Raw genomic sequence first — 13,497 nt, 5'->3', positions numbered from 1 at the left:
AACGCCCTTTGCGCCTGTGCCACCGCACTCTCGGTTAGAATGAAGCGTTCAACTTTCACTGACAGATATTCTCAATGACCGCCACACTCGATTCCAGCACCGTCGCCCAGTACCTGAGCGAGCACCCGACGTTCTTCGAAGAGCATACCGCGCTGCTCGGCGAGGTCAAGCTGAGCAGCCCGCTGACGGGACGCACCATCTCGCTGCAGGAGCGGCAGATGGAAGTGATGCGCGACAAGTACAAGGCGCTGGAACTGCGCATGTCCAAGCTGAGCCGCCTGGCCGAGGAAAATGGCGACATCGCCAGCAAGTTCCACGGCTGGAACCAGGCCATGCTGCAAGTACGCAACGATGCGGACATGCCGCGCGTGCTGGTCGACGCCCTGCAAAGCAATTTCGACGTGCCCTACGTCAGCCTGCGCCTGTGGCAAGTGCTGCCGGAACACGCCAACGGCTGGTTCACGGAAGATGTCACTGCCGACGTGCGCATGTTCGCCAACAGCCTGCAAGCGCCGTACTGCGGCAGCAACCGCGATTTCGAAGCCGTGCACTGGCTGCAGGCGGATAAAATCGAATCGACCGTCATGATCGCCCTGCGCGCCCCGAATACCACGGGCACCTTCGGCTTGCTGGTGCTCGGTTCGCCCGACAGCGAACGCTTTACCTCCAGCATGGGCACCGATTTCCTCGTGCACATCGGCGCAACGGCCAGCGCCGCCCTGGCCGCGCTACGCGCCGGTTCGCCGGCCTGAATCAGCCATGCATGCGGCGCGCGGCAAGGCCGAGTGGCTCGACGCCTACCTGGCCCAGCTGGCCACGCAGCGCAAGCTGTCGCCCCACACGCTGGACGCCTACGGGCGCGACTTGCGCTCCTTGCTGGAACTGAGCGGCAATACGCCCTGGACGGCGCTGGCGCACAACGACGTGCGCCGCTACACGGCCAAGCTGCATGCTGGCGGCCTGGATCCGCGTTCGATCGCCCGCAAGCTGTCGTCGTGGCGCGGCTTTTACAACTGGCTCAGCGGTGAAACGGCGCTCGACGCCAATCCCGTCGACGGCATCCGCGCCCCCAAGCGGGCCAAGACCTTGCCCAAAGCCCTGTCGGTGGACGATGCCGTGCGCCTCGTGGCGCCCGCGCAACACCAGCAAGGCGCGGCCGAGCCGGAACAACTGTGCAACCGCGCCATGTTCGAACTGCTGTATTCGAGCGGCTTGCGCGTTTCCGAGCTGACCAGCCTGGATACCCACTACTGCAAGGCCGACGGCGGCCAGCCCGCCTCGCTGGGCTGGCTCGACATGGCCAGCTTCGAAGTCATCGTCACGGGCAAGGGCAGCAAGATGCGCAAGGTGCCCGTCGGCAAGGCGGCCCTCGTGGCCTTGACCGCCTGGCTGGCCGTGCGCCCGCCAGCGGCCGATGGCAGCGCTGCCTTGTTTTTAAGCACGCGCGGCACGCGCATCTCGCCGCGCGTGCTGCAGCTGCGCCTGAAGCGCACGCGCTGGCGACGGAAATTCCCGCGAATGTGCACCCGCACGTGCTGCGCCACTCGTTCGCCTCGCACGTGCTGCAATCGTCGGGCGACCTGCGCGCCGTGCAGGAAATGCTGGGCCACTCCAGCATCACCTCGACCCAGGTCTACACGGCCCTCGATTTCCAGCACCTGGCGCACGTGTACGACCAGGCGCACCCGCGCGCCAAGGTGAAGTAGACAGCCGCGCCCGTTGGCCGGCCTGATCCATATCAAGCGGATGGGCGCGCATTTGCAAGCTTTTGCAAAATTCCGGCATAATCGTCCGCATTCTTCCGCTTGCGCGGCGGCACCACCGATTACAGCATAGGCATCTCATGGCACTGATTCCAACCACCATCCTCACCGGTTTCCTGGGCGCCGGCAAAACCACCTTGCTCAACCGCATACTGCGGGAAGAGCATGGCATGCGCATCGCCGTGATCGAAAACGAGTTTGGCCAGGAAAACATCGATAACGAGATCCTGGTGCAGGACAGCAACGAACACATCATCGAAATGAACAACGGCTGCATCTGCTGCACCGTGCGCGGCGACCTGATCGTGGGCCTCACGGAACTGGCGCGCAAGCGCGACGCCGGCCTGCTGGCGTTCGACCGCGTCGTCATCGAAACGACGGGCCTGGCCAATCCCGGCCCCGTGGCGCAAACCTTCTTTGTCGACGAAGAAGTGGGCAGCCACTACATGCTCGACGCCATTCTCACGGTGGTCGATGCCCGTCATGCCATGAAACAACTAGACGAATACGAGGAAGCGCAGCGGCAAGTGGGCTTCGCCGACAAGCTGCTGCTGTCGAAAACTGACCTCGTCAGTGAAGACGACGTGGCCGCCCTGACGCGCCGTTTGAAACGCATCAATCCCCGCGCCCCCATCGGCAAGGTCGATTTTGGCCGCGCGCCGCTGGCCGAGGTGCTCGACATCCGCGGTTTCAACCTGAATGAAAAGCTGGAACTGGACCCGGATTTCCTGGCGACGGAAACGGCGCACGTGCATGATCACGACCATGCGCACGACCATGCGCATGAGCACGGCCATGAACACGCACATGAGCACAGCGAAGCCTGCGCCACCGATTGCGGCCATGCCGACCATCACCATGCGCAGCACAGCGACGATATCGCCGCCTTTGTTTTCAAGAGCACGCAACCATTCGACAGCGCCAAGCTCGATGAGTTCCTCGGCGGCCTGGTGCAAGTGTATGGCCCGCGCATGCTGCGCTACAAGGGTGTGCTGCTGATGCAGGGCGCCGAGCGCAAGGTGGTGTTCCAGGGCGTGCATCAGTTGATGGGCAGCGACCTGGGCGCCAAATGGGGCGAGAATGAAGTGCGCGGCAGCAAAATGGTATTTATTGGCAAGAATCTACCAAAAGACATTTTTATTCGCGGACTCGAACAATGTTTGGTATAAACTAGCCGGGTTTTGCAAAGTATCCGTTGCAAAGCAGAAACAAAAGGGAAAGTTAAGCACGCTTTCCCGCTGTCCGACACCGATCTTGCTGGTATAAACCAACAAGTGGCCGTTTCTGATCGGCTAGTCAACAAATCGGGATGGCAATATAAGGCAAAGCGTGCCAAAATCAGCGACGAAAACGGCCCATGTCGTTCGCCTGTCATGAAATGCTGGCAAACTGCCGCTGGCCGCATGCCAGGCATGCAACCGATCCACCCAACACGCCCGTTGTCGCGCGCAGAGCGCGACTGGCATAGAGCGGTAAAAAGTTATCAACATGGCAAATATAGCCGGCCGGTAGTCCTGGCCGCCGCCGGCAAGCCAAGGTCGCACGCAGTACATCCGGACAGCAATGCCCAGCGGAACCTGTACAGTTGCTCGGCATCGCCGCATCAACTGATCAATTTGAAAACTCTGTCGTATCGAAGGTAAGCGAAGTTATGACCAAAACTAATAAATCGACCCCGGCCGCCAACCAAGACATCCCTCTCATCAGCGAAGAGCAAATTCGCGGCCATGAGCGAAGATGACTACATGAATCCGGCACAACTGGCATTCTTCAAGGCGCGCCTGCAGCAGCTCGAGAAAGACCTGCTGAAAAACGCCGGCGAAACCACGGAACACTTGCGTGAAACCGTGCTCGTACCGGATCCGGCCGACCGCGCCACCATCGAGGAAGAGCATGCGCTGGAACTGCGCACGCGCGACCGCGAGCGCAAATTGCTGAAGAAAGTGCAGCAATCGATCGCCAGCATCGACGCCGGCGACTATGGCTGGTGCGAAGAAACGGGCGAGCCTATCGGCATCCCGCGCCTGATCGCCCGTCCGACCGCCACCCTGTCGCTGGAAGCCCAGCAACGGCGCGAACTGAAGCAAAAGCTGTACGGCGACTGATCGCCCTCCCCTTGCGCGGCCGCCCCGGCGGCCCGCGATGGCGAATAAAAAAGCACGCGACCTTCGGTTGCGTGCTTTTTTTTCGTCCCGCGCCGACTACACTGAAGCGAGCACGGCAACGGCAAGTGCCGCTTGCAATTGCCTTTTCCATCCCCACTTTTGAGGCATGGGCGCGCAATCGCATGGCCTTGCACGCATCGGCACGAATCTTTTGAGGTCACTATGGAACAATTTCACGGCACCACCATCCTCTGCGTCCGGCGCGGCAAGCAAGTCGCCCTGGGCGGCGACGGCCAGGTCACGCTGGGCAACATCGTCATGAAGGGCACGGCCCGCAAAGTGCGTAAGTTGTATCAGGGCAAGGTCCTGGTCGGCTTTGCCGGCGGCACCGCCGACGCATTCACCCTGCTCGACCGCTTTGAAGGCAAGCTGGAAAAACACCAGGGCAATCTGCTGCGCGCCTCCGTCGAACTGGCCAAGGACTGGCGCACCGACCGCGTGCTGCGCCGCCTGGAAGCGATGCTGCTGGTGGCCGACAGCGAGTCGACCCTGGTCATCACGGGCAATGGCGACGTGCTGGAACCGGAAGACGGCATCGGCGCCATCGGCTCGGGCGGCACCTATGCCCAGTCGGCCGCCAAGGCGCTGCAGGAAAACACGGACTTGTCGCCGGCCGAAGTGGTCAAGAAATCGCTGACCATCGCCGCCGAGCTGTGCATTTATACCAACATGTCGCACATTATCGAGACTCTCGATTAAGCGCCAAGCGCGCCCAAGCAAAGAATACAGAAAGCCAACTATGATCATGAACATGACCCCGTCGGAAATCGTCACCGAACTCGACAAACACGTGGTGGGCCAGGCCAAGGCCAAGCGCGCCGTCGCCATCGCCCTGCGCAACCGCTGGCGCCGCCAGCAGGTGGCCGAGCCCCTGCGCCATGAAATCACGCCCAAGAACATCCTCATGATCGGCCCCACGGGCGTCGGCAAGACGGAAATCGCGCGCCGCCTGGCCAAGCTGGCCGAGGCGCCGTTCATCAAGATCGAAGCGACCAAATTTACCGAAGTCGGTTATGTGGGCCGCGACGTCGACACCATCATCCGCGACCTGATCGACATCGGCATCAAGCAGACGCGCGCGCTGGAAATGAAAAAGGTGCGCGCACGCGCCGAAGATGCGGCCGAAGACCGCGTGATCGACATCCTCGTGCCGCCGGCGCGCGACTTCGGCTTCACGCCGAATACGGCGGCGGCCGTGGACACGGGCGGCAGCGGCGACAGCACGCGCCAGACCTTCCGCAAGCGCTTGCGCCAGGGCGAGCTCGATGACAAGGAAATCGAGATCGAGCTGGCCGAGGCGGGTCCGCAGATGGAAATCATGGCGCCGCCGGGCATGGAAGAAATGACGGAGCAGATCAAGTCCATGTTCTCGGGCGTGGGCGGGCAGCGCAAGAAGGCGCGCAAGGTCAAGATCCGCGAAGCGCTCAAATTGCTGGTCGAGGAAGAAGCGGCCAAGCTGCTCAACGAAGATGAACTGAAACAGAAGGCCATCCAGAACGTCGAGCAGAACGGCATCGTCTTCCTTGATGAAATCGACAAGATCGCCTCGCGCTCGGAATCCGGCGGCGCCGACGTCTCGCGCGCCGGCGTGCAGCGCGACCTGCTGCCGCTGGTCGAGGGCACGACCGTCAACACGAAATATGGCATGATCCGCACGGACCACATCCTGTTCATCGCCTCGGGCGCCTTCCACCTGTCGAAACCGTCGGACCTGATCCCGGAACTGCAAGGGCGCTTCCCCATCCGCGTGGAGTTGGAATCGCTGTCGATCTCGGATTTCGAGCGCATTCTGACGAGCACCGACGCCTGCCTGACGATGCAGTACGAAGCCCTGCTGGCGACGGAAAACCTGAAACTGCAATTCGCGCCGGAAGGCATCACGCGCCTGGCGGAAATCGCCTACTCGGTGAACGAGCGCACGGAAAACATCGGCGCGCGCCGGCTGCACACGGTGATGGAAAAACTGCTGGAAGAAGTGTCGTTTACGGCCAGCGAAGGCAGCAGCACGACGGAAAATGTGCTGGTGATCGATGCCGCGTACGTCAACGAACGCCTGGAAGCGCTGTCGGTCAACGAGGACCTGTCGCGCTACGTGCTGTAATCAGGGAGGAAACCGATGGCAAACAAGGCCTTGGCGACGCGGCAGAAAATGCAGTTCCGCGTCGAACCCTCGCAAAAACCGCGCAACCCGGTCGCCACGGCCGCCCTGCAGCGCGCCGCCGGGGCGCACGTAAAGACCGTGTCCGGCCAGCGCCAGCAGGAAAAACGCCTGCTGGCGAAACTGCTGTTGAAAGTAGAAACGGACAAATAGGCCGCCCGCGGACACCCCGTTCCGGGGCGTCCGCCATCAGGCCACTCTGTGCCGCAGCATCATCCCCTTAGAAACGGTAGGACGCGCCCAGCGAAAACATGTCGACCTTGGTCGTTTGCTTGCTGCTGTACTTGACCGGCACGCGGTCCCAGTCCAGGTGCAGCGACCAGTTCCGGTTCAGCGCATACGCCGCGCCGACGCCATAGATCAAGCCGATCTTGTCCTTTTTGTCCGAACCGCCACCCAGATAGTCGACCTTGCCCTGTGTGTAGGCCGCACCGGCGCGTCCGCTCAGGCTGAAGGCGTCGAACTGGTAGGCGAGCACGCCTTGCATGCCGAGGCCGCTGAACTTGCCGCGGCCGGCAACCTTGCCGGCGCCCGTGTCGAAGCCGGATTTGACTTCCCCGCCCAGATACCCCACCAGCTCAACCGAAGGCAGGGCCACGCCGCCCTGAAACGGCAGCGCGTCGAAACTGTAACCCAGGTAGGCCTTGCCGTTACGCTTGCTGCTTTTGTCGCAAGCGCCTTGTCCTGGCACGCAATCGAGGCCGCTGCTGGCGCGAAAGCCATAGCTGGCGCCCGCATAGAAGGGGCCCGGCGCCGGTTCGGCCGCCGCGGCATGCAGAGGAGCGATGGCGGCCAGCGCCAGCAGCGCTGCTGGAAAATGAAATTTGGAGAACATGGATAACCTCTACAAGTGGATGAATGCCTGGTTGTAGCGCGCCGTGCGAGCCACAAGCGGGAGTGTCATCTCTTTTGCCGGGAAGTACTATCACCTTGTGCAAAGTGCCGTTAAGGGCTACATTCGGTACCGTCATCCGCTACCAAACTTGTAAAAAAGGATATCCCGTGAGTTCACCTGAACTGGTTTTGCGCGTGCTGCGCACCCAACTGCGCGCCGCCGGCATCACCTATAAGGTGCTGGCCGAACGCATCGCCATGAGCGAGTCGAGCGTCAAGCGCATGTTTGGCCAGCACGACATGTCGCTGTCGCGCCTGGCCCTGATCTGCAAGGCTTCCGGCATCGCCATGGAAGACGTGCTGCGCGGCGCGGCCGACATCACGCCGCATGCCGACACGCTCACCCTGGTGCAGGAAAAGTCGCTGGTGGCGCATCCACGCCTGCTGCTGGTGGCGATCTGCTGCCTGGGCCACTGGAGCCTGGAGCAGGTGGTGGAAACGTATGCGCTGACGCAGGCCGAATGCATCGGCTGCCTGGCCGAACTGGACCGCCTGGGCTTGATCGAACTCAAGCCGCTGAACCGCTACAGCCTGCGCGTCTCGAACGCCTTCCACTGGCTGGCCGACGGTCCCGTGCAGCTGTACTTCCGCGAACACGTGGTGGCCGATTATTTCAGCGGGCATTTTGACGGCGCCGGTGAAACCCTGATGTGCATCCCCGCGCGCCTGTCGCTGTCGAGCGCGCAGGAGCTGGTGCAGAAGATCCGCCAGCTGGCCGAGGAACTGGCGCGCCTGCATCAGAACGACCGGCGCCTGGCTCCAGTCGAGCGCGACGGCTTTACCCTGCTGCTGGGCTTTCGCTCATGGGAATTTGCCGCCTTCACGGCCCTGCGCCGCAGCACGGCCCCCGCCGCGCCGGGCGCTCCTTACCAGACGGGGCCCAGGAACAGGTAAAGCGTACTCTCGCCGCCCTTCGATGCGCCCGAGGCCACGTACACGGGGCCGAAGCGCGTATCGACGGAAATGAAGGCGCTGCTGGCCTGCGTGAACTTGGTGGCTTTCCAGCGCTCGCTCTGATCGAAGCCGCCGCCCATTTCCAGCGAAAAGCCGGCCCGCACGGCGCCACCCAGGGTGCTGGGCAGGGAGCCGATGCGGCGCGCCATCACGAAGCGCGCCAGGGCCACGCTGCGCCCCGTCACCGACTCGAACTGCGTGCCGGACAGGCGCAAGAAGCCCCCCAGGCTAAGCGGTGCCTCGCCCCGTTGCGCGCGCGCCCATTCGCCATACACGTGGCCGGCCCAGTTGCCGCTGCCGAACGCCTTCAAGCCCGTGATGGCGGAACGCCCCAGACCCGACTCGCCCGTCCCGGTGGTCGCGGAGCGCGTCCAGGTAGCGTCGAACAGCACGCCGCGCGTGGGGAAGCCGGGCGAATCGAGCGTATCAACGCGGAACTGGACGAACTGGTTGGTGCCCAGCGCCCGCTCCTTGGGGTAGCTCGGGTCGGCGGGGATGCTGACGTCCGCCTTGACTTCGCTGCGCGTGATGCCGAACTGCAGATCGCCCCAAAAACCGAACTGGCGCCCCAGCACCAGGCTTGCGCCCTGGCCGCTGTAGGCGACGCGCGCATTGCGCCGTCCCTTGTCGAACAGATCGACCGCCTGGGAAGTGTACTGCAGCGATGGCGCGATATACCATGGGTTGCCGGCGCCCAGCGGCTGCCAGTACTGCACCCCGAAGTTGCGCGCCGTGCCGATCTGCACCATGCTGCGCAATTCGCCGCCCCAGCTGTTCAGATTCGAGCGCACGTGCAGCAGCTTCAGGGCAAAGGTATTGCTGTCCCTGAAATCGCTGGCCATTTCCAGGCCCACGCGCAGGCGGCTGCTGGCCCACGGCGCCTCGACCGCCTTGATGGTGACGGCGCGCTGGTCGCCGGCATCGACCACTTCCGTCTCCACGCGCGCCACGTCGCCGCGGCCATACAGCCTGGCCGCCGCCTTGAGCACATCTTCCTGGCTGACGGCCTGCCCTTCCACCAGGCCCGATTGCGCCTGCAGGATGCGCGGATTGATATCGCCTTCGCTCTCCACGGCCAGGCGCGTAAGCGGCAAGGCAAGGCCACGTCCAGCAGCGCCGGCGCCGCCAGGCGCAGCTCCTCGCGCGCCGCATACTGTTCCGGCGGCAGGGCCAGCGGCGCCAGGCGGGCGGCCAGCGCCTGCGCCGCCTGTTCACCGGCGCGCATGGCGCGCGCATAGTTTTCGAAGTCGAGGAAACTGACGCCCGTCAAATCCGGCGCCACCAGGATGTCCTGCGGCCGCAGCTCCTTGAGCGAGCGCTGCACGTTCTGCTCCGTGAGAATCTGCAGCATCTGCTGCGCCACGCCGATGGCGCTGCCCAGCTCTTTTTCCGGCGCCAGCGGCGTGCCCACGTTGACGGCGATGATGATGTCGGCGCCCATGGCGCGCGCCATGTCGACGGGCAGGTTGCGCACCAGGCCCCCGTCGACCACCAGGCGGTTGTTGACGCGCACGGGGGCGAACACGCCCGGCACGGCCAGCGAGGCACGCATCGACAGGAACAAGGGCGTGTCGACCAGTTCCACCAGCTCGCCATTGACCAGGTCGGACGCCACTGAGCGGAAGGGCAGCGGCAGCTGGCTGGCGGGGCGGTCGCGCATGCCGGCCGGCAACAGGCGGTTCAGCGCCATTTCCAGCGCCGCGTTGCTGGCCGCGGCCGGCGGCGTAGAAATGCCGTTGCGGCTGGTGCCAAATTCGATGCGCGACGGCAGCAATAAATCTTCCTCGCGGCGGCGGAACGCCAGTTCGTCGCGCGGCGGCCGGTCGGCCACCACGCGCGCCCAATTCGTCTCGCGCGCCATCTTTTCCAGGTCCGCCACGGAAGCGCCGGCCGCATACGCGCCGCCCACCACGCCGCCCATGCTGGTGCCGACCACCATGTCGATCGGCACATGCAGCTCCTTGAGCACTTTCAGCACGCCGATGTGCGCCAGGCCGCGCGCGCCGCCGCCCGACAGCACCAGCGCGATGCGCGGGCGCGCGGGCGCGGGGACGGCAGCGGAGGTGGAGGTGGTGGCGGCGGTGACGGCGGGAACGTCGGCTGCGGCAGCCGGCGGCAAGGCGCACAGCGCCGCCACGCAGCCCGCCAGGACGGCACGGATCGAGAACATGAAGACTCCTGTAGCGATGGCGGCACGGCGCCACCGGCAAAATACGATAAGAACGGCCTTAATTCGACGGCGGCGGCACGCTGCTCACCTGCGGCGCCGGCATCATGGCCGCCGGACGCTGCTGCTCCATCGGCAGCGGCGGCGGCACCAGGTTCGTTGCCGGCGCGGGGGCCGCGGCCGGCATTGGGGTGGCGGACACCTGCCCCGGCAAAGCCAGCGCCTTGTCGTCGGCCACCAGGTCGATGCGCTTGCTCACGCCGCCATCGCGCAGCAGCACGTGGCGCGCATGCACTTCCAGCACCGTCACGCCGGGCACCACCTCGGCGCCTTCGGGCAGCGCCACGGAGGGCTTGCCATCGGTCGAGATAATGGCCACGCTGCCGCGGCCATTGCCGGCGGCGACCACGCCCTTGAGCTGGTAGTTGCTGGCCGTGGCCACGCTGACCTGGCCGCCGAACAGCGAGGCGCCCGCCTCCACGCTGGCATCCTGCACCACCGGCACGGGGGGAGGATTGATGGGGCGTTGCGGCGCCTTGAACAGCTGCATGGCCCAGTAGGCCAGCGAGACGGACAGCGCCACGACGGCGAGCAGACTTACAAAGTGGGGCAAACGCTTCATGGTTTCCTTGATATTTCTCTTAACGCACCAGCTGATTAATCTCGATAATCGGCATCAGCACGGCCAGCACGATCAGCAGCACCACCACGCCCATGGCCAGGATCAGGGCCGGCTCCAGCAGGCCGGCGATGGTCAGCGTGCGGCGCTCCAGGTCCTGCTCCTGCGCGCTGGCGGCGCGTTCCAGCATGGCCGGCAGCTCGCCCGTGATTTCGCCGGCGCGTATCATGTGGATCAGCATCGGCGGAAAGTGCTTTTGCGCCGACAGCGCGCGCGCCAGGCCAGGCTCACGCCCTCGCGCACGGCGCCGCTGGCTTCCTGTACCAGTTCCTGCATCGCCACGTTGGTCAAGGTGTCGCGGCTGGTGTCGAGCGCGCGCAGAATCGGCACGCCGGATCCCGTGGTAATGGCCAGGGTGCTGGCAAAGCGCGCCGTATTCAGGCTGCGCTCGAACTTGCCGTACAGGGGCGCCGTCAACAGCCAAGTATGCCAGCGCCGCTTCAGCGCCGGCTGCTGCAAGGCGCGGCGCCAGGCGAACCAGGCGCCGGCGATGGCGATGGCCACGACGATGCCGTAGTTGCGCACGAAGTCCGACAGCGCCAGCATGATCACGGTGAGCATGGGCAGCTTTTGCTTGGTATTGGCGAACACGGAGACGATCTGCGGCACCACGTAGGTGAGCAGGAAAATGACGATGGAAAACGCCACCACCGTGACGATGGCCGGATACGTAAAGGCCAGCTTGACCTTCTGCACCAGCGCGTTGCGCCGCTCGATATAGTCGGCCAGGCGCGACAGCACGCGCGACAGATGGCCGATCTGTTCGCCCGACGCCACCAGCGCCCGGTAGATTTCCGCGAAATCGCGCGGATGGCGCGCCAGCACGTCGGAAAATGCGGCGCCGCCGATCACTTCCGAACGGATCGAGGCGATCAGGTCGCGCAGGTAGGGCCGCTCGGCCTGTTCCAGCAGCGCGGAAAATGCCTGCTCCAGCGGCAGGCCCGCTTCGAGCAAACTGGCCAGCTGGCGCGTAAACAGGGCCAGCTCGGTGCTCGACAGGCGCTCGCCGAAGCCGCGCCGCCTGGTGACGCCGGCGGCGTCGACCTGCGCGGCAATCGGCTCGACGGCCAGCGGCACCAGGCCTTGCACGCGCAATTCGGCGCGCGCGGAACGGGGACTGTCGGCATTGAGCACGCCCTTGCGGGTAGCCCCCTGGGCGTCGACGGCTTCATAGCGGAATGCGGGCATGGTGGCGGGCCTAGTCTTTGGTCACGCGCAGCAACTCGGCTTGCGTGGTGGTGCCGTCGCGCAGCCAGCGTTCGCCGTCGTCGCGCATGCTCGTCATGCCGTCCTGCAGGGCCGCGGCGCGCACTTCCGCCTCCGACGCCCGGTTGTGGATCTGCGCGCGGATCTGCTCCGTCGTGCGCAGCAACTCGTACACGCCGACGCGCCCCTGGTAGCCCGTCTGGCCGCAATGCTCGCAGCCGACCGCCTGCCAGTACTCGCCATCGAAGGTCTTGCACGCGCCGCACAATTTGCGCACCAGACGCTGCGCCAGCACGCCGAGCAGGGACGACGACAGCAGGAACGGCTCGATGCCCATGTCGAGCAAACGCGTGACGGCGGCCGACGCATCGTTCGTGTGCAGGGTCGCCAGCACCAGATGGCCCGTCAGCGAAGCCTGCACGGCGATCTGCGCCGTTTCCAGGTCGCGGATCTCGCCGATCATGATCACATCAGGATCTTGCCGCAAAATCGCCCGCAGCGCCTTGGCAAATGTCATGTCGATGCGCGGATTGACCTGCGTCTGGCCGACGCCGGCCAGGTCGTACTCGATCGGGTCTTCCACCGTCAGGATGTTCGTCGTCGTCGCGTTGAGCATCGACAGCGCCGCGTATAAAGTCGTCGTCTTGCCCGAGCCGGTGGGGCCCGTGACGAGCACGATGCCGTGCGGCTGCGTGATCAGGCCATCGAACTGCCCCAGCATGGGCGCGCTCATGCCCAGGTGCTGCAGGTCCAGGCGGCCCGCTTCCTTGTCCAGCAAACGCAGCACGGCCCGTTCGCCATGCCCGGTGGGCAGGGTCGAGACGCGCACGTCGACGGGTTTTCCGCCCACGCGCAGGGTGATGCGGCCGTCCTGCGGCAAGCGTTTTTCCGCGATGTCGAGCTGCGCCATGATCTTGATGCGTGAAATCAGCGAGCCGTGGATGGCTTTACGGGGGCGCACCACGTCGCGCAGGCTGCCGTCGATGCGATGCGGAAACGCACGACGGAGGTCTGCTCGAACGGCTCGATGTGGATATCGGACGCGCCTTCGCGCAGCGCCTGCGTGAGCAAGGCGTTGATCATGCGGATGACGGGCGCGTCATCGGACGATTCGAGCAAGTCCTCGATGGCCGGCACGTCCTGCAGCAGCTTGGTCAGATCCAGGTCGGCATCGAATTCATCGGCCATCTGCGACGCGTCGCCGCCGCCGCCCGCGTAGGCGCCGGCAATGGCCGCATCGAGGTCGCCGCGCGGCAGCACCGTCAATTGAATCTGGCCGAAACGGCGCGACACTTCGGCAATCGCCGCCGGCGCCGTCGATGCGGCCACCAGCACCTCGACGGGGGCGCCGTCGACGGCGCCGGGCCGGGCCAGCAAGCCGAAATCGCGCGCGTAGGCGTAGGGAAGCAGATTACTCATGACTGTCCCATCACTTCTGCGGCTGCTGCGGCTGTTGCTGATACTGCTGCAGCAGCGACTGCGGCGGCGTGGCCGCGTTGGCCGTTGGCCGC

At 64.9% G+C, this 13,497-nt stretch carries 9 protein-coding genes and 4 pseudogenes; 8 read left to right on the top strand and 5 right to left on the bottom strand.

The features are described 5' to 3' along the window. Positions 1–74: 74 nt before the first annotated feature. The 7 genes and pseudogenes from ACQVLG_RS09285 to ACQVLG_RS09255 all read left to right on the top strand — a co-directional run bounded on the left by ACQVLG_RS09285 (position 75) and on the right by ACQVLG_RS09255 (position 6,239). Complete coding sequence (locus ACQVLG_RS09285; RefSeq protein ID WP_230540281.1) at positions 75–752, top strand: DUF484 family protein; 678 nt, start codon at positions 75–77, stop codon at positions 750–752. Between the two features lie 7 nt (positions 753–759). Next, positions 760–1,706 (top strand): annotated as a pseudogene (locus ACQVLG_RS09280) (tyrosine recombinase XerC). Between the two features lie 137 nt (positions 1,707–1,843). After that, positions 1,844–2,932, top strand: a complete 1,089-nt coding sequence (locus tag ACQVLG_RS09275; RefSeq protein ID WP_474294140.1) for a CobW family GTP-binding protein — start codon at positions 1,844–1,846, stop codon at positions 2,930–2,932. A 482-nt stretch (positions 2,933–3,414) separates the two neighbouring features. Continuing rightward, a pseudogene (dksA, locus tag ACQVLG_RS09270) lies at positions 3,415–3,868 on the top strand (RNA polymerase-binding protein DksA). A 222-nt stretch (positions 3,869–4,090) separates the two neighbouring features. Beyond that, positions 4,091–4,627 carry an ATP-dependent protease subunit HslV gene (gene hslV / locus ACQVLG_RS09265; protein WP_010394217.1) on the top strand — a complete coding sequence of 179 codons (537 nt, stop codon included), beginning with the start codon at positions 4,091–4,093 and terminating at the stop codon, positions 4,625–4,627. A gap of 46 nt (positions 4,628–4,673) precedes the next feature. Beyond that, positions 4,674–6,029, top strand: coding sequence for an ATP-dependent protease ATPase subunit HslU (gene hslU / locus ACQVLG_RS09260; RefSeq protein WP_329958059.1), 1,356 nt, complete (start codon positions 4,674–4,676; stop codon positions 6,027–6,029). A 15-nt stretch (positions 6,030–6,044) separates the two neighbouring features. Then, a complete protein-coding gene (locus tag ACQVLG_RS09255; protein ID WP_034753063.1) occupies positions 6,045–6,239 on the top strand; it encodes a hypothetical protein in 195 nt (64 codons plus the stop codon). A gap of 67 nt (positions 6,240–6,306) precedes the next feature. On the opposite strand, the gene ACQVLG_RS09250 is transcribed toward ACQVLG_RS09255, so the two are convergent. Further along, positions 6,307–6,921, bottom strand: coding sequence for an outer membrane protein (locus ACQVLG_RS09250; RefSeq protein ID WP_474294137.1), 615 nt, complete (start codon positions 6,919–6,921; stop codon positions 6,307–6,309). 167 nt (positions 6,922–7,088) lie between these two features. Between ACQVLG_RS09250 and ACQVLG_RS09245 the strand changes: the two genes are divergently transcribed. Continuing rightward, positions 7,089–7,874, top strand: coding sequence for a helix-turn-helix domain-containing protein (locus ACQVLG_RS09245; RefSeq protein WP_230540275.1), 786 nt, complete (start codon positions 7,089–7,091; stop codon positions 7,872–7,874). An 862-nt stretch (positions 7,875–8,736) separates the two neighbouring features. Here the strand turns inward: ACQVLG_RS09245 and ACQVLG_RS09240 are convergent. The 4 genes and pseudogenes from ACQVLG_RS09240 to gspE all read right to left on the bottom strand — a co-directional run bounded on the left by ACQVLG_RS09240 (position 8,737) and on the right by gspE (position 13,405). Further along, a complete protein-coding gene (locus tag ACQVLG_RS09240; protein ID WP_474294135.1) occupies positions 8,737–10,104 on the bottom strand; it encodes a patatin-like phospholipase family protein in 1,368 nt (455 codons plus the stop codon). 58 nt (positions 10,105–10,162) lie between these two features. After that, positions 10,163–10,723 carry a type II secretion system protein N gene (locus ACQVLG_RS09235; protein ID WP_230540273.1) on the bottom strand — a complete coding sequence of 187 codons (561 nt, stop codon included), beginning with the start codon at positions 10,721–10,723 and terminating at the stop codon, positions 10,163–10,165. Positions 10,724–10,742: 19 nt separating this feature from the next. Continuing rightward, a pseudogene (gspF, locus tag ACQVLG_RS09230) lies at positions 10,743–11,968 on the bottom strand (type II secretion system inner membrane protein GspF). Between the two features lie 10 nt (positions 11,969–11,978). Further along, positions 11,979–13,405: pseudogene (gspE, locus tag ACQVLG_RS09225) on the bottom strand (type II secretion system ATPase GspE). Positions 13,406–13,497: the final 92 nt, after the last annotated feature.

It is taken from the genome of Janthinobacterium sp. TPC_1 (genome assembly GCF_056037845.1).
This window is presented reverse-complemented; position numbering and strand designations above follow the sequence as displayed.